Here is a 22,390-nt window from a genome sequence, read left to right on the forward strand (position 1 = left end):
CGGGCGGCGGTTCGCCCGGCCCTCATCAGGGGCTTGTTCTTGACCGTCCACCCTATCCGTTCCGAGGCGAAGTCACGCGGCGCGCGGATGCTGCGCACGGCGCTGGGTCCGTCGATCGCGGCCTGGCTCGACGACACTACCGTTATCGAAGTGATGCTGAACCCGGACGGCCGGCTTTGGGTCGATCGGCTCGGCGAGGGCATCAGCGACACCGGCATGACGCTGGCCGCCGCGGACGGCGAGCGCATCGTCCGTCTGGTCGCGCACCATGTCGGCGTCGAGGTCCACGCCCGGTCCCCGCGCGTCTCAGCCGAGTTGCCCGAAGGGGGCGAGCGGTTCGAGGGGCTGCTGCCTCCCGTCGTCGCCGCGCCGGCCTTCGCGATCCGCAAGCCCGCCGTCGCCGTGTTCACGCTCGACGACTATGCGGCGGCCGGGATCATGTCGGCGGCCGAGGCGGCGGCGCTGCGCGATGGCGTCGAGACACGCGCCAACATCCTCGTCGCGGGCGGGACCGGCAGCGGCAAGACCACGCTGGTCAACGCGCTCCTGGCCGAAGTCGCCAAGACCTCCGACCGCATTGTCCTGATCGAAGACACGCGCGAGCTTCAGTGCGCCGCGCCGAACCTCGTCGCCATGCGGACGAAGGATGGCGTCGTTTCGCTGTCCGATCTCGTCCGGTCCTCGCTGCGGCTGCGTCCTGATCGCATCCCCATCGGCGAGGTGCGCGGCGCCGAGGCGCTCGACCTGCTCAAAGCCTGGGGCACCGGCCACCCCGGCGGCGTCGGCACCATCCACGCCGGGACCGCGCTCGGCGCGCTGCGCCGCATGGAGCAGCTCATCCAGGAGGCCGTCGTCACGGTCCCGCGCGCGCTGCTGGCCGAGACCATCGACCTGATCGCCGTTCTGGTCCGAGACGGCCACGGCCGCCGCCTCGCCGAACTGGCCCGCGTCGAGGGGATCGACGCCGCCACCGGCGACTACCGCCTCACCCCGCTTGCCAACCCTCAGCCCGGAGACCTGCCATGATCCATGCCCTGCGGCATGGCGCACGCCGCGCCATGCTCACCGCCACCGCCAGCGTGATCGCGCTGACCTTCGCCGTTCCGGCCCATGCCGGCGGCTCGTCAATGCCGTGGGAAGCGCCGCTTCAGTCTATCCTCGAAAGCATCGAGGGGCCGGTGGCGAAGATCGTCGCGGTCATCATCATCATCGTGACCGGGCTGACCCTCGCGTTCGGCGATACGTCCGGCGGCTTCCGTCGGCTGATCCAGATCGTGTTCGGCCTGTCGATCGCCTTCGCCGCGTCGAGCTTCTTCCTGTCGTTCTTCAGCTTCGGCGGCGGAGCGCTGATCGCATGACCGGCGCGGCCGATCCCGTCGAGCCGATCGCGGGCTTCTATGCCCCGGTGCATCGGGCGCTGACCGAGCCGATATTGCTCGGCGGCGCCCCGCGCTCGCTCGCCATCGTCAACGGGACGCTGGCGGGCGCGATTGGGCTCGGCCTGCGGCTCTGGGTCGCCGGTCTCGTCATCTGGGCCATCGGCCATGCGCTGTCGGTCTGGGCCGCGCGCCGCGATCCGCAATTCGTGGACGTGGCCCGCCGGCACCTTCGCTATCCGGCGTGGATGCGGCCATGATGTCGTTACGCGAATACAGGAATCGCGCCGCTCACCTGGCCGACTTCCTGCCCTGGGCGGCGCTGGTCGGCGAGGGTGTCGCTCTCAACAAGGACGGCAGCTTTCAGCGCACGGCCCGTTTCCGTGGTCCCGATCTCGACAGCGCCACGCCCGCCGAGCTGGTCGCCACCACCGCGCGGCTCAACAACGCGCTGCGGCGTCTCGGTTCGGGCTGGGCGATCTTCGTCGAGGCGCAGCGCACGCCCGCGCTCGATTATCCCGAGTCCGACTTTCCCGACCCGGTGTCGGCGCTGGTCGATATAGAGCGGCGCGAACAGTTCCGCGAGGAAGGCGCGCATTTCGAGAGCGCCTATTATCTGACGCTGCTGTGGATGCCCCCGGCCGAGGAAGCCGCGCGCGCCGAAGGCTGGCTCTACGAGGGCCGGTCCACCACCGGCGTCGATCCGTGGGAGCTGCTCAAGGGCTTCACCGACCGCAGCGACCGCGTGCTCAATCTGGTCGAAGGCTTTGTGCCCGAGGTCCGCTGGCTCGATGACAGCGAGACCCTGACCTATCTGCACAGCACCATCTCGACCCGGCGCCAGCGCGTGCGCGTGCCGGAAACGCCGATGCACCTCGATGCGCTGCTCGCTGATGAGCCGCTCACCGGCGGACTCGAACCGCGCCTGGGCGACCATCATCTCCGCACGCTGACGATCACGGGATTCCCGAGCGTCACGTTCCCCGGCCTGCTCGACGAGCTGAACCGGCTCGCCTTCGAGTATCGCTGGGCGACCCGCGCGATCATGCTCGACAAGACCGACGCGACCAAGCTGCTGACCCGCATCCGCCGCCAGTGGTTCGCGAAGCGCAAATCGGTCGCGGCGATCCTCAAGGAAGTCTTGACCAACGAGGCATCCACGCTGCTTGACAGCGACGCCTCGAACAAGGCCGCCGACGCCGACACCGCCTTGCAGGAACTGGGCGCCGACTATGCGGGCATGGCCTATGTCACCGCGACGGTGACGGTGTGGGACTGCGATCCTGCCATTGCCGCCGAGAAGCTGCGGCTGGTCGAGAAGGTCATCCAGGGCCGCGACTTCACGGTCATTCCCGAAGGGATGAACGCCGTGGAAGCGTGGCTCGGCTCGCTCCCCGGCCATACCTACGCTAACGTCCGGCAACCGCCGATCTCCACCATCAATCTCGCCCACCTGATCCCCCTGTCAGCAGTATGGGCGGGGCCGGAACGGGACGAGCATTTCGGTGAACCCCCCTTGCTCTACGGCAGGACCGAAGGCTCGACCCCGTTCCGGTTTTCCCTTCACCCCGATGGCAGCGATGTCGGGCACACGCTGATCGTCGGCCCGACCGGCGCGGGCAAGTCCGTGCTGCTCGCGCTGATGGCGATGCAGTTCCGCCGCTACGAGAACGCCCAGGTCTTCGCCTTCGACTTCGGCGGCTCGATCCGAGCGGCCGCCATCGCCTGCGGCGGAGACTGGCAGGATCTCGGCGGAAGCCTCTCCGATGACAGCGATGGCGGCGTCCAGTTGCAGCCGCTTAGCGCTATCGACGATCCGGCCGAGCGCGCCTGGGCGGCCGAGTGGCTGGCGGCGATCCTCGCGTCGGAAGGCGTCGCGGTCGATCCCCAGGCCAAGGAGCATATCTGGTCGGCGCTGGGCTCGCTGGCGTCCGCGCCGATGCCGGAACGGACACTGACAGGGCTCGCGGTCCTGTTGCAGAGCCAGCAGCTCAAACAGGCGCTCGCGCCCTATTGCATCGGCGGGCCGTGGGGCCGGCTGCTCGACGCGGAGGCCGAGCGGCTGGGCGAAGCCGACATGCAAGCCTTCGAGACCGAGGGCCTGGTCGGCGCGGGATCGGCGGCCGCCGTGCTGTCCTATCTGTTCCACCGGATCGAAGGTCGCCTCGACGGCTCGCCAACCCTCATCATCATCGACGAGGGCTGGCTGGTCCTCGACAGCCCCGACTTCGCCGCGCAGCTCCGCGAGTGGCTCAAGACCCTGCGCAAGCGCAATGCCAGCGTCGTCTTCGCGACGCAGAGCCTCGCCGACATCGAAACGTCGAGCATCGCGCCGGCCATCATCGAAAGCTGCCCGACGCGCATCTTCCTGCCGAACGAGCGCGCCGCCGAACCGCAGATCGCGGCCATCTACGAGCGGTTCGGCTTGAACGCCCGCCAGATCGAAATCCTCAGCCGGGCAACGCCGAAGCGGGATTATTACTGCCAGTCCCGGCGCGGCAATCGCCTGTTCGAGCTGGGGCTGGGCGAGGTGGCGCTGACCTTTACCGCCGCGTCGTCGAAGACCGACCAGCTCGCCATCGCCGACATCATCGAAACTCACGGGGCGCCCGCCTTCGCGGCCGAATGGCTGCGCCATCGCGGCTGCGCCTGGGCCGTCGAGCTTCTTCCCCCCGATCCCCGGCACCACAACCAGCAGGAGCTACCTCTATGACCGGATTCCCCCTGCGCCGCGCCATCCTGGCCGGCGCGCTCGCCAGCGCGGCCGTCGTGCCGATCGCCCAGCCGATGCCGGCCTACGCGCAGTTCGGCGGGATCGTCTATGACCCGACCAACTATGCGCAGAACGTGCTGACGGCCGCCCGGTCGCTCCAGCAGATCAACAATCAAATCCAGCAAATCCAGCAGGGTGCGACGAGCCTCATCAACGAGGCCCGCAACCTCACCTCGCTGCCCTTCTCCTCGCTCCAGCAGCTCCAGCAACAGGTGCAGCGAACCCAGCAGCTTCTCTCCGAAGCCCAGCGCATCGCCTACGACGTGCAGGACATCCAGCAGGCGTTTGGCGCCCGCTACAAGGGCGCGGCGTTGACCGGCGATCACGCGCAGATGGTCGCCAATGCGAACGCTCGCTGGGAGGATAGCGTCGGCGCCTTTCAGGATGCCTTGCAGGTGCAGGCCGGCGTCGTCGGCAACATCGACGGCACGCGCACCACGATGGACAATCTGGTCTCGGCCAGCCAGTCGGCGACCGGCGCGCTCCAGGCGGCGCAGGCGGGCAACCAGCTTCTCGCGCTGCAATCGCAGCAACTTGCGGACCTCACCGCCGCCGTCGCGGCGCAGGGCCGGGCGCAGGCGCTGCAATCCGCCCGACAGGCGGCCGAGGAGGCCGAAGGCCGCGAGCGGTTCCGCCGCTTCATGGGCAACTGAGGCGGCTCCCATGCACGGTTCCTCGCGCACGGCGAAAATCGCGGGAGTGGCGGCGCTGGCCGGGTTGATGATGACGGTGGCGATCGTCGCCGCCGTCCAGCCCGATGAGCCTGCGCCCGCGCCGCCGCTCGTCCTGCCGGCGGACGAAGGCCAGGCCAGGCTCGCCCGCGAGCTGGACCGCTGCGCCTCTCTGACCATGCCGGACAGCGGCTGCGAAGCGGCTTGGGCCGCCAATCGCCGCCGCTTCTTCCGCCAGGACGAGCCCGCGCCCGCGACGAAGCGCAGTGGCGACATGGCGCCGGATGAAGGCGCCCGGCCATGAACGACACCGGCGTTATCGACAATTTCCTGGATGTCTTCACCGGCTACATCGACAGCGGCTTCGGTCTGCTCGGCGGCGAGGTCGCGTTCCTCTCGACCACGCTGATCGCCATCGACGTGACACTCGCCGGCCTGTTCTGGGCCTGGGGCGCGGACGAGGACGTGCTTCAGCGGCTCGTCAAGAAGACGCTCTACATCGGCACCTTCGCCTTCATCATCGGCAATTTCGCGCTGCTCGCGACCATCGTATTCGAGAGCTTCGCTGGGCTGGGTCTCCAGGCCAGCGGCGGCGCCATGACGATCGACGAGTTCATGAAGCCCGGCACGATCGCGGCGAAGGGGCTCGAAGCGGCCAAGCCGCTGCTCGATGCGGCGGGGCAGTTCTCCAGCCTCTGGGCCGTGTTCTCCAACCTCGCGCTGATCCTCGTGCTGCTGCTCGCCTGGGTGATCGTGGTGCTCGCCTTCTTCATCATCGCCGTGCAGGTCTTTATCACGCTGATCGAGTACAAGCTGGTGACGCTGGCCGGCTTCGTCCTGCTGCCCTTCGCCTTCTTCAACAAGACCGCCTTCATGGCCGAGAAGGTGCTGGGACATGTCGTCTCGACCGGCATCAAGGTGCTGGTGCTCGCCATCATCACCGGCATCGGCACCACCCTGTTCAGCCAGTTCACCGGCGCGGCGCTCGGCCCCGCGCCCGACATCAATCAGGTCATGGCCATCGCGCTCGCCGCGCTATCGCTCCTCGGCCTGTCGATCTTCGGCCCTTCGATCGCCAACGGCATCGTCTCGGGCGGCCCGCAGCTCGGCGCGGGTGCGGCGGCGGGCACCGCGCTGGCCGCAGGCGGAGCACTGGTCGGCGGCGCGGCCGCGGCACGGCTTGGTGTCGGCGCCGCCGGTTCCGCGCTCGGCGCGGCCGGCCGGATGACCGCCGCCGCCGCGCGTGGCGGCGCGCAGATGGCGGGCGGCGCCGCCAGCGCCTACAGCCTCGGGTCGCTCGGCAAGAGCGGAGCGGGCGCTGTCGCGGGCGGCATGGCCGCGGTCGGCCAGGCGGCAGCGGGTAGTGCGGCGAGCGCCGTCCTCTCGCCGCTGCGTAAGGCGGCCGCCAAGAGCGGCGCGGCGATGAAGGCCAACTTCCGTTCGGGCGCTCGCGCCGGGTTCACCGCAACCGGCGGCACGATCACCGGCGGACCCGCATCCGCCGCCCCGGCCGCCGCGACCACTGGCGGTTCCGCGCCAGCCGGCGCTTCGGCCCAGCCTGCATGGGCGGCCGCGATGAAACGCCGCCAGGCCGTCAGCCACGGCGCGACTGTCCTCGCCCACACCATGAAGGCCGGCGACAGCCACGGCGGCGGAGCCGGTCCCGACATCAAAGAGAAGGACTGACCCACCATGTTCCGACGCCCCACGATCCGCTACGGCCAGACCCCCGAACCCGCCACACCCTATCAGCGCGCCGCGCAGGTCTGGGACGACCGCATCGGCTCGGCCCGCGTGCAGGCGAAGAACTGGCGGCTCGCCTTCTTCGGCGCGCTGGCGCTCTCCGGCGGCCTTGCCGCTGGTATCGTCTGGCAAACGGCGCGCGGCCATATCGTGCCGTGGGTGGTGCAGGTCGATCGGCTGGGCGAAGCGCAGGCGGTTGCGCCCGCCGAAGCCGGCTATCGACCGACCGACCCGCAGATCGCGTTCCATCTCGCCCGCTTCATCGAACAGGTCAGGGCGATCCCGGCCGATCCGGTGATCGTCCGTCAGAACTGGCTGCGCGCCTACGACTTCACGACCGACAAGGGGGCGATGACGCTCAACGACTACGCCCGCGCCAACGACCCGTTCACACAGGTCGGCAAGGTGCAGGTCGCGGTGGACGTCTCCAGCGTGATCCGGGCATCGCCCGACAGCTTCCGCGTCGCCTGGACCGAGCGCCGCTATCAGGACGGAGGCCTCGCCGCCACCGAACGCTGGTCGGCCATCCTCACGGTTGTCGTGCAACCGCCGCGCACGCCCGACGCCCTGCGCAAGAACCCGCTCGGCGTGTTCGTCAACGCCCTCAACTGGTCCAAGGAGATGTCGCAATGACGCGCACGCCTTTCCGTCGCTCCGCTTCGGCGGTCCTGCTTGTCTCCGCAACCGCGCTCGCCGGCTGTGCCACCACATCGGCGAAGCCGCCCGCCATCGCCTATGACGATCCGCCGCGCGAGATCGCGGCGACGCCGGCCGCACAGCCGCCGCGCGCGGTCGAGGTGGTGACGATCCCCGAGCCGCTGCCGCTCCCCGGCCAATTGAAGCCGCTCGCGGCCGGGGCGACGACGTCCGAGCCCGCCGATCCGCGCCGCCGCGTCGGGGCCGCCAATGCGGCCGCCCGCGTGCAGCCCACCCGCGACGGCTATATGAACGCCATCCAGCAATATCCCTGGGCCGACGGCGCGCTCTATCAGGTCTATACCACGCCCGGCCAGGTGACGGACATCGCCTTGCAGGAAGGGGAGCAGCTCGTGGGTCCGGGGCCGGTCGCGGCCGGCGACACCGTGCGTTGGATCATCGGTGACACGGTGAGCGGCAGCGGCGCCATGGCCCGCGTGCATATCCTCGTGAAGCCCACCCGCCCCGACATCGCGACGAACCTCGTCATCAACACCGACCGGCGCACCTATCATGTGGAGCTAAGCGCCACGTCCGCGACCTACATGGCCTCGGTATCGTGGACCTATCCGCAGGACGCGCTGATCGCCTTGCGCGGCGCGAACGCCGCCGCCGCGTCCGCCGCGCCGGTCTTCGCCGGCATCGACCTCGCCGCTCTCAACTTCCGTTACCGCATCGAAGGCGACCGCGTTCCGTGGAAGCCCATTCGCGCCTTCGACGATTCCGCGCAGGTCTTCATCGAGTTTCCGGCCGGGATCTCGCAGGGCGAGATGCCGCCGCTGTTCGTGACCGGCGCGGCCGGCGACGCCGAATTGGTCAATTACCGCGTGCAGGGCCGCTATATGGTGGTGGATCGGCTGTTCGCCGCCGCCGAGCTGCGACTGGGCGACCGGCGCAGCGAGCAGCGCGTCCGCATCGTGCGGGACGGCGCGGAATCGCGCCGCAGGGGGCGGCCGTGACCGATCCCGCCGACACTTCTCCGCCTGAGGCAACCGCACCGCAGACGCCGCGCCCCGACCCGCAAGCCTTCCAGCTTCGCGGCGATCCGCCGCGCGTCATGCGGCTGTCGCGCAAGGCGCTCGCCGTCATGGGCGTCGTGGCCGGTCTCGGCATCGGAGGCTCGCTGATCTACGCGCTCAAGCCGCCGGGCGAGAAGGAGGCCAAGGAACTCTACAGCACCGACAGCCGCGCCACGGCCGAGACGATCAATTCAGGGCCGAAGGATTATGGCCAGGTTCCGAAACTTGGGGCGCCGCTTCCCGGCGACCTCGGCGGTCCGATCGTTTCCGCCCAGCAGCGTGGGCAGGATGTCCCGGTCCCGCCGGTCGGCGCCCAGCCCGATCCGCGCGCCCAGGCCGCGGAAGCCGCTCGCCAGCGCGTCGCGCAGGAACGGGACGCCGCGCGCACCAGCGGCGTGTTTCTCGGCGGCAGCAGCGCCGGGGCCGCTGCGATGCCGTCCGTGCCGAATCTCGCAACCGCTGCGCCGGACGCCGCCGCGCCGCAGCCCCCAGCACAGCCAAATGACGCGGCGGCGCAGAGCGATCAGGCCGGAAAGCGGGCGTTCATGGCCCAGGCGTCCAATGCGCGCACGGTGAGCGTCGAGCGCCTGACCGCGCCGGCCTCGCCCAACATCGTTCAGGCCGGCAGCGTCGTGCCCGCAGCGCTTATCACCGGCATCCGTTCCGACCTTCCGGGGCAAATCACCGCCCAGGTGACGGCCAACGTCTATGACAGCATCACCGGCCGCATCCTGCTCATTCCGCAAGGCGCCCGGCTGATCGGAGAATATGACAGCGAGATCGCCGCCGGACAGACCCGCGTGCTGCTCGCCTGGGATCGCCTCATCATGCCGGACGGCCGCTCGATCGTTCTCGATCGCCAGCCCGGCGCCGATGCGGCCGGCTATGCTGGCCTACAGGACCGCGTGAACCAGCATTGGGGCAATCTGCTCAAAGCCGCCGCCGTCTCGACCTTGCTTGGCGTCGGGGCCGAGCTGGGCGCGGACAGCGAGGACGACCTGACCCGCGCGTTGCGGCGCGGAAGCCAGGACACCATCAACCAGACCGGCCAGCAGATCGTGCGGCGGCAATTGAATGTGCAGCCGACGCTCACCATCCGGCCGGGCCATCCGTTGCGCGTGGTTATCACGCGCGACCTCATATTGGAGCCGATCGGAGGCGCGCGATGAGCAAATTGAAGCTGGGGCCTCTCGCCGACGATCGGCCGGTCAAGCTCTCGGTGGAGCTGCCCGCCGCCGTGCATCGTGACCTGCAAGCCTATGCCGCGGCGCTCGCGGCCGAGACCGGGGGAGCGCCGGTCCCGCCCGACAAGCTGGTCGCGCCGATGCTCACCCGGTTCATGGAAACCGACCGGGCCTTTCGCCGGCACCGCGCGCAGGGGAATTGAAGGCTCGTTGCCTTCCGTCAGTTACCCATGAACTTCTTGAAGCGCTCCCGGCCTTCCGCCTCGATCACGGCCTGCTCAGCGTTGGCGCACTCGCCGCCTCGCACCGAGCCTTCCGCGCATTGCGCCACGACCTGCCGCGCCTCATCGAGATGCGCCGCGAAATATTGCATCCCGCGCGGCTCGGCCGGCGTCGGGGCGGCGGCAGGCGGGCCGGCGACGATCGCCGTCCGCTCGACGGGGACGATCACCGGGCGAAGGACGAAGCCCGCCCCGAACCCGACGATGAGCGTAACCAGCACGATGATGAGTGTCTTTCCTTGCGTCATGACGGCTTCTTTCCCGCTTGCGGAGAGAGTGGCTGCGGCCCAGGCATGGACGGCATCGAATAGCGGGCGGTGACGAACTCAAGGAACCGGCGCAGCACCGGATTCTCATTGTCCTCGCGCCAATAGCCCGAGAAGCCGATGCGCGTGTGCCCGTTGGTCTCGTGGACCTCGCGGAAGACCACGCCGGGGACGTGGATGCCGAGCGCCGATTCCGCGACGATCGAAATATGCCCGCCGAGTGCGATGACGCTCAGCGCGGTATCCCGCCTGATGTCGTCCATGTCGATCTCTGGCGAATAGCCCGGCATCCCCAGCTTGCCCAGAAGCATGTTGCGCGTCTCCGGGCCGGGATCACGCTCGGTCAGCAGGAAGCGTTCCCCGGTCAGGTCGGGCCAGTGGATACGCTCGCGGGCGGCCAGCGCATGACTCGCCGGCATCGCCACCAGAACGCGCTCGCTCCAGAACGAGCGGCTCATCAGCCCAGGATAAGGCGTGTCGCCGATCATGATGGCGATATCGAGCAGCCCGTTCTCGATGCCGGCCAGCAGCATGTCACGGTCGCGCTCGAACCCGCGCAGCTTCACCTCGGGATGGCGCGCGCCGAACTCGCTCAGTGTCGCGCGCAGGTTTCCCGCCGAGAAGGACGTGTAGAAGCCCACCGCCAGTTTGCCGGCATGGCCGTTGGTCGTCGCGCTGACCCAAGCGTCCAGCTCGTCCCACTCTTTCATGATGCGCCTCGCGATCCGCAGATAGGTGGCGCCGTCCGGCGTCAGGGTCGCGCCGCGCGTCTTCCGGTCGAACAGCGCCATGCCCAGCCGCTTCTCGGTTTCGAGAATGTAGCGGCTTAGCGTCGGTTGCTTGATGTTGAGGTTCCGCGCAGCCCGGCTGAAGCTGCCCGCTTCAGCCGCCGCAACGAGGTAGCGAAGTTGACGGAGTTCGATCACTCGCTACCTCTTCAGGATAGTATCGAGCGGTATGCAGCCATGATTGGAGGTGATGCTGCGGATATTGCGTGAGCGAAGCGGCACTATGTTCTTCTACGTCGTCCACGATGGATTACTAAGTGCCGCTCTTAAACCGCTCAATTACCAGTGCGATGCCTTGTCCCCCGCCAATGCACATCGTGATCAAGCCATACCAACCTTCGGATCGTTCGAGTTCATGAATCGCTTTCACGACGAGAATCGCACCGGTGGCGCCGATCGGATGCCCAAGCGAAATGCCCGAACCGTTGACGTTGGTCTTCTCCGGATCAAATTCCAGTTCGCGCGCAACCGCGCAGGCTTGAGCCGCGAACGCTTCGTTCGCTTCGATGACGTCGATCTCCTCAAGCCCGATGCCCGCGCGCTGAAGCGCGATCGGAACGGCTTTCACGGGGCCTAGCCCCATCACGGATGGATCGACTCCGGCATGCCCCCACCCCAGGATGCGGGCGCGCGGAACCAGTCCCTTGGCAGCGGCTGCCGCCGCCGTGGCGAGAACCAGGGCGGCGGCGCCATCGTTGACCCCAGAGGCATTGCCGGCCGTTACCGTTCCTTCCTTCTGGAAGGCCGGGCGCAGCTTGGTGAGGCCTTCGGCCGTTGTATCGCCACGAACATGCTCATCCGTGTCGAAGACGATCACACCTTTGCGGGTCGAAACTTCAACCGGCACGATCTGCTCGTTGAATCGGCCTTCCGCAATGGCTCGGGCCGCGCGCCTCTGACTCTCCAGTGCGAGGGCATCCTGATCCTCGCGACTGATCTTGCACTGTGCGGCAATATTCTCCGCCGTCACCCCCATATGATAACCGTCCAGCGGATCGCTCAAGGTTGTGGTGAGCGCATCGACCATCTCGATCGGTCCCATCTTCTGACCGAACCGGGCGGATGCCACGAGATGGGGTGCGCGACTCATGTTCTCGGCGCCGCCCGCGACCACGAATTCAGCCTCGCCAAGACGCAATGTCTGTGCCGCGGAAATGATGGCTTGAACGCCGGAACCGCAAAGCCGGTTCATGGTTAGCGCCGGCGCCGACACAGGGATGTCCGCACCGAGCGCGGCCACTCTTGCGAGATACGCATCCTGAGCGATCGTTGGGATAACCTGTCCCATGAAGACGTGATCAACATCGGCAGGCTCGATCCCGGCCCGCGCCATGGCTTCGGCGATAACAATGCTGCCGAGCTTTGCGGGTGGAACGTCTTTGAGTGCTCCGCCGAAGGTGCCGATCGCCGTTCGGACGCCGGACAAGATCAGAATATCATCGCTCATTTCCGTTCCTCAATGTTGAAGCCGGCCTTGCCGGACACACCGCTTCCCTTCCTGCCGGAAAGCATCGAAGAGTCTTGCCTGGCCTTCCATCCGCCACGCTGCGAGCCAAGCGTATTTCTGTTCGATTATCGCCGCTTCACACGCATCGCTTGGCTTGCGTCCAGGCAAGCGCCGCGAGTTCAGGTAATACCGCAACCCGTTCGCGAGCCTGGGCGGATGCCGCGGTCCCCCGGATCACGCGCCCCTTGATCCCATGAAAGATCGCTGCCAGGCGGAAAAAATTAAATGCGATATAGAAGTCGTAGCCGGGCATGGCTCCCAGGCCGCGTCTGCGGCAATAGGCCGCAAGATAGTCTTGCTCGTCAGGAATACCGAGCGCTGCGAGATCGGCATTCGCAAGCCCCGCGACGATATGTGGGGGCATGCGATACATCATCGCATGATAGGCGAAGTCTGCGCCCGGATGGCCAAGCGTTGACAACTCCCAGTCCAGCACGGCGAGCACGCGCGGCTCACTGGGATGGAAGATCATATTGTCGCATCGAAAGTCGCCATGGACGATGCTGGTCTCATCCCCGGCCGGGATGTTTGCCGGCAGCCAATCGACCAGAAGGTCCATGTTCGGGTCGCGCCCGGCCGCCTCATCTTCCAGATATTGCCTGGACCAGCGCGCGATCTGCCGCTCGAAATAATTGCCGGGCCTGCCATAATCGCCTAAGCCGACAGCCTGATAGTCGACATTGTGGAGGGCGGCGATCGTGGCGTTCATGGCATCGAAATAAAGGGCGCGCTCGGACCTTGGCACGTCGGGGAAGGTCGCGTCCCAGAAAATGCGGCCTTCGACCATCTCCATGACGTAGAACCAGGTGCCGATCACCGCATCCTCTGTGCATAGCCCATAAACATGGGCCACTGGAAAGCCCGCCCTGGCAAGCCCGGTCAGCACCTTGGCCTCCCGTTCGATGGCATGCGCGCCCTTCAGGAGCTGGCCCGGTGGCTTGCGCCGCAGGACATAGGATCGGTCAGGCGTCACCAGCTTGTAGGTCGGATTGGACTGCCCGCCCTTGAACTGTTCGACATGAAGCGGTCCGGCATAGCCGTCGACATTCGTCCGCATCCAGAGGTCGAGCGCATCGATATCGAAACCATAGCCCTCGCGAACGGGAGCCGTGCCGACATTGCCATCCTGCGCGACCGTCATGCCTGAGCCGCCTTCCAGTCGCGCTTGATCTTCTTGGCGAGCGACCATTTATGAACCTCGGTCGGACCGTCGTAGATGCGGAAGGCGCGGATTTCTCGGAACGCCTGCTCGACGATGGTGTCGCCGCTGACGCCATTGCCGCCCATCACCTGCACGCAGCGATCCGCTACCCGGAACAGGGCGTCCGCCACGGCCGCCTTCGTCATCGAGCTTTCCACCGTGGCCAGCGACCCCGTGTCGAGTACCCCGGCGCACCAGTCGATCATCAATTCGGCCTGCTTCAGTTCGATGAGGTTGTCGGCCAGCATGAAGCCCACACCTTCATGGTCGACAAGCGGTTTGCCGAATGCATGGCGCCGATTGGCATAGTCGGTGGCGATCTCATGGGCGCGTGTCGCCACGCCATGCCAGCGCATGCAGTGCGAGAGGCGCGCGGGCGAGAGACGCACCTGGGCATATTTGAAGCCTTCGCCCGAGGCTCCCAGCATCTGGTCGGCAGGGACACGCAAGTCGACAAGATCGATCTCGGCATGCCCTCCCGGCATCGAACTGTCGATCGTATCGAGCACGCGCGCGATGCGGATGGCGGGATCGGGCAGCTCCACCAGGAACATGCAGGCGCCGTCGCCCGACTTCGCCATGACGATGCCGACCTTGGCGCCCTGCGCGCCGGTGATGAACTTCTTGCGCCCGTTGATGACCCAGTGATTGCCATCGAGCCGGCAGGTCGTCCGCATCATCGAAGGATCGGAGCCAGCGCCATCCTCCTCGGCCGGTTCGGTCATGAAAAAGGCCGATCGCGCTTCACCCCTGACAAGCGGTTCTAGGAAGCGCGATTTCTGCTCGGGGCTCGCGACCTTGCCCAGCAGATACATGTTGCCCTCGTCTGGGGCGGCCGTGTTGCAGGCAAGCGGTCCAAGCGGCGACAGGCCCGTCTTGCGCAGGACGATCGCTGTCTCGCCCTGTGTCAGATGCGAGCCGTCCGCCAGGATATGCGGCGTCAGCACCCCGGCCTCCCGCGCCTTCCCGCGCATCTCCATCACAAGCTCGTCGGTCGGCCCATGATGGTCCCGGCGGCTATCCTTCTCATAGGGGATCACGACCTCACGGACGAATGTTTCCACCCGCGCGGCCATGGCGTGCGCTCTATCCGTCATGCCTCGAAACTCGCTTCGGTTTTGGCGCGGACTTCCTCGATCGTCACGCCAGGAGCGAGTTCGATCAGGCGGAAGGCGGCGTTACGGGATTTGCGGTCGAACACCGCCAGATCAGTAATCAGCATATCGACGACATTGGCGCCGGTCAGCGGCAGAGTGCAGTGGGTGCGAAACTTGGGACTGCCGCTTTTCGACACATGATCCATCAGCACGATGATGCGCCGGACGCCGGCCACAAGGTCCATGGCACCGCCCGGTCCCTTGATCATCTGACCGGGGATCATCCAGTTTGCCAGATCGCCATTCTCGGCCACTTCCATAGCGCCCAGCACCGACAGGTCGATATGGCCCCCGCGAATCATTGCGAAGCTGTCGGCTGAGGAAACATAGCTGGTCCGGTCCAGCTCGGTGATCGTCTGCTTGCCCGCGTTGATGATGTCCGGGTCCACCTCCCGCTCGGTCGGGAACGGACCCAGCCCCAGGATGCCGTTCTCCGATTGAAGCGTGACATCGACGCCAGGTGGAATGAAATTGCCGACCAGCGTCGGAATCCCGATGCCCAGATTGGCGGTGAAGCCGTCACGCATCTCGAGCGCCGCGCGGGCAGCCATTTGATCGCGAGTCCAGCCCTTTACGGACGTGTCGGTCGCCATCACGCCGCCTCCGCCCTGATCGTGCGCCGTTCGATGCGCTTTTCGTTGCTGGTTGCGCGAATGAAGCGTTGGACAAAGACGGCCGGCGTATGGATGCTGTCCGGGTCAAGGCTACCCGCTGGCACCAGTATTTCCGCCTCGGCCACCGTCACCTGTCCGCATGTCGCGACCATCGGATTGAAGTTCCGGGCGGATTTGCGGTAGACGAGGTTGCCGTAGGGATCGGCCTTCCAGGCTTTCACCAGGGCCAGATCGGCGACGATCCCGGTTTCCATCACATAATCGCTATCGCCAAAGCGACGGACTTCCTTGCCTTCGGCAATCATCGTGCCGACGCCGGTGCGTGTGTAGAAAGCCGGGATGCCCGCGCCCCCCGCCCGCATCCGCTCGGCCAAGGTGCCTTGCGGATTGAACTCCACCTCCAGCTCTCCAGCCAGAAACTGGCGCTCGAATTCCTTGTTCTCGCCGACATAGCTGGAGATCATTTTGCGAACCCGCTTCTCGGCGAGGAGGATGCCGAGGCCGAAATCGTCGACGCCCGCATTGTTCGACACCAATGTCAGGTCACGCACGCCGCTTTCGAGCACTGCATAGATCAAGGTCTCGGGAATGCCGCAAAGCCCAAAGCCACCCGCCGCGATCGTCATCCCATCGAACAAGAGCCCTTCAAGGGCGATGTTCGCATCCACCTGGAGCTTTTCAGCCATCTGCTTCTCCTTCATTTTACAGGCTGCTAACGAGATGTCCCCCGTCCACGGCGATCACCGCGCCTGTCATGAACCGCGAGCCATCCGAGGCAAGCAGGAGCAGCGGTCCGTCCAGATCCTCCAGTTGGCCCAGGCGTCGCTGGGGCACCCTGCGAATCAACGCACGCCCCGCGTCCGTTTCCCAGAAGGCCCGGTTGAGTTCCGTGTCGAGATAGCCGGGCGCGAGGGCGTTCACTCGGATGCCATGACGCGCCAGTTCGAGCGCCATCACCTTGGTCATCTGCACCACGCCGGCCTTGGAAACCGCATAGGGAAGCACGGCTCCCGCCTGCCGCAAGCCAAGAATGGAGGCGATATTGATGATCGATCCGCCTCCGCGCGCCTTCATGGCCCGTCCGGCGGCCTGCGCGACCAGGAACATGCCCTTGAGATTGGTATCGATCACCGCATCCCAATCGGCTTCGGTCTGGTCGAGCGCGGGGCCATCGCGGACGATCCCCGCATTGTTAACCAATATGTCGATATCGGCCATGGCAGCGGGGAGCGCGTCAAGCGACGCAGCGTCGGTGACGTCGAGCGTCACGACTTTCGCGCTTCCGCCGAGGCGTGCGATGCGTTCAGCAACATCCGCCAGAGCCTCCTTCCGCCGCGCCGCAAGTGTCACCGCGGCACCTGCTTCGGCAAGGATCATCGCGAAATGCGCGCCAAGCCCGCTGGACGCGCCCGTCACCAGCGCGTGCTTGCCGGCCAGCGAAAAAAGTGGAGTGATTCCGTCAGCCATTAAGCACCATATCCTCAAGTATCTGTCCGCCGATCGCCTCGTTGACGATGTCGCCAGCCAATCCCTGCTCACTTCCGGAGATGAGAATGAGGCTCGCGCCCGGTTCGGACACGCTTTCGCAGATTGCGGCGGCCAGCGCTGCGACCGTATGAATATTCTGTCCCGCATCATTGTCGCGGCAGATGCGGATCACACTGCGCTCACGATCGGGCCGCGATCCGTGCAGCAGCGCATAATGCTCCCGTCCCCCTTCCTGCTCGCGATAGATCCGCAATTGAATCGAGGCGTTCGCCCCCACGAAGCGAGGCGCATCGTCACGGTGAACCAGGCGGGTCCGCGCACATTGCGCAGCGAGCAGCGTTCCGATATCGACGGCCTCAAGCGACTGCATCCAGCCCAGACCGGGCACGTCGGCCAAAGTCGCGACTTCCCCATCATCCCGCAATATCCGGCACAGTACGGCTGCAAAGCCCCGGTTCGCCAACCGCACAAGCTCGATCGCCGCCTCGGTGGCGCCGCAGCGGCCGATCAAGCCATTCTCATGGCCGATAATGGGGAATACGTGACCGGGACTGACAATGTCGTGGGGGCCGGCGCCGACCGCAGCCGCCACCGACATCGTTCTCGCACGATCATCCGCCGATATACCCGTCGAAACACCGCTGCAGGCCTCGATAGATCGGGCAAAGCCGGGACAGCGAGGATTATTGTCCACCGCACCTGCCATGGCCGTCAGGCCGATCTGGCGCGCCTGCTCCGGTGCGATCGGCATGCAGATAAGGCCCCGACCATTGCGAGCCATGAAGTTCACGACATGGGCGTCGACGTCGCGCGCCGCAGCAATCAGGCTCATTGGAGCATCACCGGAGACACCTTCAGCCAGGATCGCAACACCTCCCGCCGCGATGGCCGTGACGGCCGCGTCGGCGTCGAAGGTGGGGACGGACACAAGCGACGGACGCACACGCCGGCGCAACGGCGGCGATACATAATCGGGATCGAAATGAGGCTGGGTCGCCATAAGGAATTCCTTAAACCGCGGTCGCCAGCGCGGAGCGCGCGGCAACGAATTCCAGCAATTGCTCGGCCATCGCATCAAGCGTTCGGGCGAGATCGGGCGAAAGACACTCTCCATCGGGAGCAAAGACCGGCTCGATGGTGTTGATCGCAACGCCCAATGGCGTCGGCCAGCCGCGCAGAGCATGGACAACGGCGCGCAGTGCCCCCAGCGTCGCTACAGCACCCTGCCAGCCCGCACCCGTGGCGACACAGCCGACGGGCCGACCGTCGAAATAGCAGCGCGCGTCGCCTCGCATGTCTTCCGTATAGTCGAGCGCATTCTTCACCAGACCTGAAATGCCGCCATGATAGCCAGGCGAGCCGATAAGGATCGCATCCGCCCGCCGCAATGAATCGACAAGGAGTTGCGCCCGTTCGGTGCGCTCCGCCCGCTCGGGCGCATAAGCCGGCAGATCGAGATCCGCGCCGCTTATCAGGACAGTATCCGCGCCTAGCTCGACACAGCGCCGCAGAACGAGCTTCAATGCCTTTTCGGTCGAACTATGCTCTCTAAGAGTGCCTCCGACCGCCACAACGACGGGCCGATGCGCACCAAGCGACACTTTCATTTCATCCCTCCAGCCGGTTTGACCGGACTCACTAAAATCTTTAACGTGTTTCAGGTTCTTGATTGAGGCTGTGCCAAAAGTCAACCATCGAATGGATTTCCATGCCATTCGCGTTAAAATGTAACAAGTTTCATATTTTTGAAGGGAGAGGAAAATGATCGATCTGGCACTACCCCAACGCATGCGCGCGGCAGTCTATAACGGCCCCCACGATATCAGCCTGAAGGAGGTGGAAACGCCTCGTGTAGGCGCTGCGGACATTCTCATTCAGGTGACGACCTGCGGAATCTGCGGGTCCGACGTCCATAGCTACAAGACCGGGCTCTATGTCCAGCGTGGCCAGATAATGGGCCATGAATTCATGGGCCGGGTCGTGGCCGTCGGCGAGGACGTCAAGGGAATCGGGCTCGGCGATCGCGTCACCGGCTTCTCGGCCGGGGTTTGCGGTCGCTGCCGCGCCTGCGACGATGGCGAGCATATTCTCTGTGCCGATCTGTTCGAGAATTCGACAGGCTATGGCCGCCCCGGTGCCTTCGCCGACTATGTGCGGATCGAGAACGCCGCGCCTGGCGTCAACGTCCATCGCTTGCCCGATCATCTGCCGGACGTCATCGCCGCGACCGTCGAGCCGGTTTCGATCGGCATCACGGCCGTTGCGAAGTCGGGCGTCAAGCGTGGCGACAAGGTGGTCGTGCTGGGCGGCGGCATGATCGGCAATGCCTGCCTGCAAGCCGCGCGCCGCGTGGGGGCCGAGGCGGTGCTGGTCGAGGTTTCACCGCGTCGCCTAGCTCTCGCCGAGGAAAGTGGCGCAGACGGCGTATTCGACGCCCGAACGGGCGATGCGCTGGAATGGGTCATGGACCGCTTCGGCGTGAGCCGGTATCATTTCGGGCGCGGTGGATCGGCCGATGTCGTGTTCGAGGCGGCCGGAAATCCCATCACCATCCGTCAATCACTCGAGATGGTCAGGCCCGGCGGCACCATCTGCATCGTCGGTTTGCCCGAGGAAGCAGCACCTGTCGACACGACCAAGATCGTTCACAAATTGCCGACCATCATCGGATCACTCGGCGGTGACTTCATGCAGGCGATCACGGCACTGGCGGCGGAAGAAATCCGCACCGCCCACCTAATCAGCCATCAATTCCCGCTGGAGGAGAGCCGCAAGGCGTTCGATACCCAGCTCGACGCGCTCGACAGCTTCAAGGTCATGATCCACGGTTGACCGACCACACAGGAAAGGGGGCGGCGCTACTGGCGCGGCCCCCTTTTTCTTGTCAAGCTCTTGCTGTCAGAAGTCGAGCGGTTCGGCAGCGCCAGCGGAGCCGCCGCCGTCACAATGAACGATCTGGCCGTTGACGAACACGGCGTCATCGGAAGCGAAGAACACCACCATACCCGCGATGTCGGCGGGCGTGCCGGCGCGATCGAACGGGGTCGTGCGGCGATAGATGCGGTCGGCATCCGGGACATTCTGCTTGATCTGCTCGGTCATGATCAGGCCGGGCAGGATGCAATTGCTGCGCACGTTCGCGCGGCCATATTGCACGGCAAGGTATTTGGTGAGCGTGATGACGCCGCCCTTGGTGGTGCCATAGGCGATGAGGGTCGGTGCCCCTGCCTCTCCCGAACCGGAGGACATGTTGATGATGGAACCGCCACCCTGGTCGATCATGATCGGCAGGGCCGCCTTGCAAGCGATGAACATGCTCCGCAGGTTGATGGCGTAGCTCAGATCCAGCGTCTCGACAGTAGTGTCGAGCAGATTGGTATCGCGCGACCAGGCTTCGGCCGTCATCGCCACATTGTTGTGCAATATGTCGATGCGGCCAAAATGATCCTTGGCGGTCGCGATGAGCTTCTGGATCGAGCCTTCGTCGGTGGCATCGAACTGCACCGCCAGCGCCTGGCCATTGCTGATGCCGTGCGCGACCTGCTCGGCACCGGCAATATTACGATCCGCAATGACGACCTTCGCGCCTTCCTGACCAAGGCGTTCGGCCGTTCCAGCGCCGATACCCGCCGCCCCTCCAGTTACGATCGCGACCTTTCCGTCCAATCTTCCCATTATCCTCTCCTTCCTTGCGTTGACCGTTCAGGCCGGGACGTGCTCGAATACTTCCTCGACCACGATAAGCTGCATTTCGGGTGCGGTGGTGTCGGTCTGGGTAAGGTCGGGCGCGGACTTGCCGAGCGCGGCCACAGCGGTCTCGACGTCGTCGAGTTCATACAGCGCGACATATTGAAACTGCGGATCGCCGGCGAGCTGGCTTGCGCTCGCCTTGAAGCGCTTGGCGCTCCTGAAACCCGGCAACGCCGTCACTTCCGGCAAATGCGTACCGTTATACCAGTCATTATAGGCCTGCTCCTGCTCCACCGAGACCGGATTGGTGAACGCAATCAGATATTTCGTGGTCATATATGCTCTCCTGCTGTGCTATTGTGCGGTCGCGCCGCCATCGACCGGCAGGATGACCCCTGTGACATAAGAGGCATCCTCCGAAGCCAGCGCCAGCGTCATCCGCGCGATCTCTGCGGGCTGCGCGATGCGCCCCAACGGAATCGGATGCAGCTCCCTGTTCTCCGACGCGAGCTGCTCGACCACGCCCGCGATCATCGGCGTGTCGACGCCGCCAGGGCAGATGCAGTTGACGCGAATCCCCTTAGGCGCCCAGTCTCGCGCAAGCACACGGGTCAGCGCGACTATCCCGCCTTTCGAGGCGGTATAGGCGTCCGCGCCCGGCATCGCGACGAGGGCATTGATCGACGCGATATTGACGATGGCGCCACCGCCCTGGGCGGCCATGATGGGGAGCGCGTGCTTGCAGCCCATCGCGACTCCCTTGAGATTGATCGCCAGGATCGCGTCCCATGCCTCTTCCGGCGTATCGACGACGCCTGCCATCTTGAAGCGTCCGCTCTCGGAATAGCCGACGCCGGCATTGTTGACGAGGATGTCGAGGCGGCCCGCGGGTTGCGCTGCGGACTCGACCATTTGTTTGACTTCCGCCTCGCGTGATACGTCCACAACGATCGCGCGCCCGCCAATTTCGTCGGCAACGGCACGGGCGGCATCTCCGTTCCAGTCGGCTACCGCGACATCCGCGCCTTCCGCGGCAAACAGGCGGCAAGTCTCCGCGCCCTGTCCCGATCCTCCCCCGGTAACGAGTACGACCTTGCCTTGGAAACGGCTCACGCAGCGTCGCCTAGAAAAGCGAGGATCGCCCCAACGGTGTCCTGGGTATATTCTAGGACCATACCGTGCCCGCCACGCGGCAGGATTTGCAGCTTTGCACCGGGGATCAGCGCCGCCATCTCGACCGACTGCGCCGGCGGGGTAAGCGTATCCTCCGCCCCGATCAGGACCAGCGTAGGCGTGGCGACCGTAGGCAGATCGACCCGACTGTCATAGCGCCGCAATCCATGCGCCTGCGCCTCAAATCCTTCGGTCGTAACAGGCGTGGGATCTTGCTCGACCCCGACGCGGGCAGCCGCTTCCACAAAGTCGTGGTCGAAGAGGAAGCGTGGTGTGAAGCCCCACGCCATGCCGATTATGGCCTGGGCGATCGGCGATACATCGCTGCGCTTGAGGGAAAGGAGGCAATCCAGCCAACCATCCTGAACGGCGGTATAGGAGGGAAACGCACTCAAGAGCACGGCACGGCGCAAAAGACGTCCATGCCGAATCAAAAGCGATTGAAGCACCGATCCGCCGAGCGACCAACCCACCACATGGACTGGTCCCAGCCCCAGCCCCTCGATAAGGGCTGCCGCGTCATCTCCCATCTGATCGATGGTGTAAGGCCCTGGCGGCACGTCACTCTGTCCCGTTCCGCGATTATCGAAAGTGATCACCTTGTAATGCGGGGTCAACAGGGGCTTGACTGTCGCCCACACGCCCGAATGTCCCCCGAGGCCACTGATAAGCAGCAGCGGCGGACCCTCGCCTTCGATCTCATAATGAAGCTGGATGCCGTTGGCGTTTATGGTCGCCATGTTCTACTCCCGAAAACAAGAGC

26 protein-coding genes are annotated in these 22,390 nt (G+C 65.7%); 12 read left to right on the plus strand and 14 right to left on the minus strand.

The annotated features are described in order from the left end of the window. Positions 1–39 precede the first annotated feature (39 nt). Genes trbB through SKA58_RS13430 form a run of 11 tightly spaced genes read left to right on the plus strand, consistent with a single transcriptional unit; the run spans position 40 to position 9,665 of the window. A complete protein-coding gene (trbB, locus tag SKA58_RS13380; RefSeq protein WP_037543594.1) occupies positions 40–1,026 on the plus strand; it encodes a P-type conjugative transfer ATPase TrbB in 987 nt (328 codons plus the stop codon). Beyond that, a complete protein-coding gene (locus SKA58_RS13385; protein WP_009822981.1) occupies positions 1,023–1,358 on the plus strand; it encodes a TrbC/VirB2 family protein in 336 nt (111 codons plus the stop codon). The genes trbB and SKA58_RS13385 overlap by 4 nt, the downstream gene beginning before the upstream one ends. After that, entirely contained in the window at positions 1,355–1,636 is a 282-nt protein-coding gene (locus tag SKA58_RS13390) for a VirB3 family type IV secretion system protein (protein WP_009822982.1), read from the plus strand. The genes SKA58_RS13385 and SKA58_RS13390 overlap by 4 nt, the downstream gene beginning before the upstream one ends. Then, complete coding sequence (gene trbE, locus SKA58_RS13395) at positions 1,633–4,089, plus strand: conjugal transfer protein TrbE (protein ID WP_037543596.1); 2,457 nt, start codon at positions 1,633–1,635, stop codon at positions 4,087–4,089. The genes SKA58_RS13390 and trbE overlap by 4 nt, the downstream gene beginning before the upstream one ends. After that, positions 4,086–4,802 carry a P-type conjugative transfer protein TrbJ gene (gene trbJ / locus SKA58_RS13400; protein WP_009822984.1) on the plus strand — a complete coding sequence of 239 codons (717 nt, stop codon included), beginning with the start codon at positions 4,086–4,088 and terminating at the stop codon, positions 4,800–4,802. The genes trbE and trbJ overlap by 4 nt, the downstream gene beginning before the upstream one ends. Positions 4,803–4,812: 10 nt before the next feature. Further along, complete coding sequence (gene trbK-alt, locus SKA58_RS13405; protein ID WP_009822985.1) at positions 4,813–5,124, plus strand: putative entry exclusion protein TrbK-alt; 312 nt, start codon at positions 4,813–4,815, stop codon at positions 5,122–5,124. Beyond that, positions 5,121–6,506, plus strand: coding sequence for a P-type conjugative transfer protein TrbL (gene trbL / locus SKA58_RS13410; protein ID WP_009822986.1), 1,386 nt, complete (start codon positions 5,121–5,123; stop codon positions 6,504–6,506). Before trbK-alt ends, trbL begins: the two co-directional genes overlap by 4 nt. A 6-nt stretch (positions 6,507–6,512) precedes the next feature. Then, complete coding sequence (gene trbF / locus SKA58_RS13415) at positions 6,513–7,196, plus strand: conjugal transfer protein TrbF (RefSeq protein WP_009822987.1); 684 nt, start codon at positions 6,513–6,515, stop codon at positions 7,194–7,196. Further along, positions 7,193–8,218: a P-type conjugative transfer protein TrbG gene (gene trbG, locus SKA58_RS13420; RefSeq protein ID WP_009822988.1), complete on the plus strand. Its 1,026-nt coding sequence runs from the start codon at positions 7,193–7,195 to the stop codon at positions 8,216–8,218. Before trbF ends, trbG begins: the two co-directional genes overlap by 4 nt. Further along, positions 8,215–9,447, plus strand: a complete 1,233-nt coding sequence (locus SKA58_RS13425; protein ID WP_009822989.1) for a TrbI/VirB10 family protein — start codon at positions 8,215–8,217, stop codon at positions 9,445–9,447. Before trbG ends, SKA58_RS13425 begins: the two co-directional genes overlap by 4 nt. Beyond that, entirely contained in the window at positions 9,444–9,665 is a 222-nt protein-coding gene (locus tag SKA58_RS13430; RefSeq protein ID WP_009822990.1) for a DUF2274 domain-containing protein, read from the plus strand. The genes SKA58_RS13425 and SKA58_RS13430 overlap by 4 nt, the downstream gene beginning before the upstream one ends. Before the next feature lie 17 nt (positions 9,666–9,682). Here the strand turns inward: SKA58_RS13430 and SKA58_RS13435 are convergent, their stop codons facing one another. The 10 genes from SKA58_RS13435 to SKA58_RS13480 all read right to left on the minus strand — a co-directional run bounded on the left by SKA58_RS13435 (position 9,683) and on the right by SKA58_RS13480 (position 18,371). Next, positions 9,683–9,991: a hypothetical protein gene (locus SKA58_RS13435; protein ID WP_009822991.1), complete on the minus strand. Its 309-nt coding sequence runs from the start codon at positions 9,989–9,991 to the stop codon at positions 9,683–9,685. After that, a complete protein-coding gene (locus SKA58_RS13440; protein ID WP_009822992.1) occupies positions 9,988–10,935 on the minus strand; it encodes a LysR family transcriptional regulator in 948 nt (315 codons plus the stop codon). Before SKA58_RS13440 ends, SKA58_RS13435 begins: the two co-directional genes overlap by 4 nt. Positions 10,936–11,050: 115 nt before the next feature. After that, the gene (bktB, locus tag SKA58_RS13445) at positions 11,051–12,244 is read right to left on the minus strand and encodes a beta-ketothiolase BktB (protein WP_009822993.1); all 1,194 of its coding nucleotides are present in this window, start codon (positions 12,242–12,244) and stop codon (positions 11,051–11,053) included. A 136-nt stretch (positions 12,245–12,380) separates the two neighbouring features. After that, positions 12,381–13,445 (minus strand): phosphotransferase, encoded by a 1,065-nt coding sequence (locus tag SKA58_RS13450; RefSeq protein WP_037543599.1) that lies wholly within the window; start codon positions 13,443–13,445, stop codon positions 12,381–12,383. Further along, complete coding sequence (locus tag SKA58_RS13455; protein ID WP_037543178.1) at positions 13,442–14,602, minus strand: acyl-CoA dehydrogenase family protein; 1,161 nt, start codon at positions 14,600–14,602, stop codon at positions 13,442–13,444. The genes SKA58_RS13450 and SKA58_RS13455 overlap by 4 nt, the downstream gene beginning before the upstream one ends. After that, entirely contained in the window at positions 14,599–15,255 is a 657-nt protein-coding gene (locus SKA58_RS13460) for a 3-oxoacid CoA-transferase subunit B (RefSeq protein ID WP_009822996.1), read from the minus strand. Before SKA58_RS13460 ends, SKA58_RS13455 begins: the two co-directional genes overlap by 4 nt. Next, positions 15,255–15,962 (minus strand): CoA transferase subunit A, encoded by a 708-nt coding sequence (locus SKA58_RS13465; RefSeq protein WP_021227695.1) that lies wholly within the window; start codon positions 15,960–15,962, stop codon positions 15,255–15,257. The genes SKA58_RS13460 and SKA58_RS13465 overlap by 1 nt, the downstream gene beginning before the upstream one ends. 16 nt (positions 15,963–15,978) lie before the next feature. Next, complete coding sequence (locus tag SKA58_RS13470) at positions 15,979–16,743, minus strand: SDR family NAD(P)-dependent oxidoreductase (RefSeq protein WP_009822998.1); 765 nt, start codon at positions 16,741–16,743, stop codon at positions 15,979–15,981. Further along, positions 16,736–17,764, minus strand: coding sequence for a 3,4-dihydroxy-2-butanone-4-phosphate synthase (locus SKA58_RS13475; RefSeq protein WP_009822999.1), 1,029 nt, complete (start codon positions 17,762–17,764; stop codon positions 16,736–16,738). The genes SKA58_RS13470 and SKA58_RS13475 overlap by 8 nt, the downstream gene beginning before the upstream one ends. Before the next feature lie 10 nt (positions 17,765–17,774). Then, positions 17,775–18,371, minus strand: a complete 597-nt coding sequence (locus SKA58_RS13480; protein WP_009823000.1) for an NADPH-dependent FMN reductase — start codon at positions 18,369–18,371, stop codon at positions 17,775–17,777. 154 nt (positions 18,372–18,525) lie between these two features. Here SKA58_RS13480 and SKA58_RS13485 point away from each other — a divergent pair, with 154 nt between their 5' ends. Beyond that, complete coding sequence (locus tag SKA58_RS13485; RefSeq protein WP_009823001.1) at positions 18,526–19,596, plus strand: zinc-dependent alcohol dehydrogenase; 1,071 nt, start codon at positions 18,526–18,528, stop codon at positions 19,594–19,596. 66 nt (positions 19,597–19,662) lie between these two features. On the opposite strand, the gene SKA58_RS13490 is transcribed toward SKA58_RS13485, so the two are convergent. The 4 genes from SKA58_RS13490 to SKA58_RS13505 are packed head-to-tail and all read right to left on the minus strand — an operon-like array spanning position 19,663 to position 22,367. Further along, positions 19,663–20,439 (minus strand): SDR family NAD(P)-dependent oxidoreductase, encoded by a 777-nt coding sequence (locus SKA58_RS13490; RefSeq protein WP_009823002.1) that lies wholly within the window; start codon positions 20,437–20,439, stop codon positions 19,663–19,665. A 27-nt stretch (positions 20,440–20,466) separates the two neighbouring features. Continuing rightward, positions 20,467–20,790, minus strand: a complete 324-nt coding sequence (locus SKA58_RS13495; RefSeq protein WP_009823003.1) for a DUF4286 family protein — start codon at positions 20,788–20,790, stop codon at positions 20,467–20,469. 18 nt (positions 20,791–20,808) lie between these two features. Continuing rightward, positions 20,809–21,567, minus strand: coding sequence for an SDR family NAD(P)-dependent oxidoreductase (locus SKA58_RS13500; RefSeq protein ID WP_009823004.1), 759 nt, complete (start codon positions 21,565–21,567; stop codon positions 20,809–20,811). Next, positions 21,564–22,367 carry an alpha/beta fold hydrolase gene (locus tag SKA58_RS13505; RefSeq protein ID WP_009823005.1) on the minus strand — a complete coding sequence of 268 codons (804 nt, stop codon included), beginning with the start codon at positions 22,365–22,367 and terminating at the stop codon, positions 21,564–21,566. The genes SKA58_RS13500 and SKA58_RS13505 overlap by 4 nt, the downstream gene beginning before the upstream one ends. Between the last annotated feature and the right edge of the window lie 23 nt (positions 22,368–22,390).

The organism is Sphingomonas sp. SKA58, assembly GCF_000153545.1.
Lineage (GTDB): Bacteria > Pseudomonadota > Alphaproteobacteria > Sphingomonadales > Sphingomonadaceae > Sphingobium > Sphingobium soli.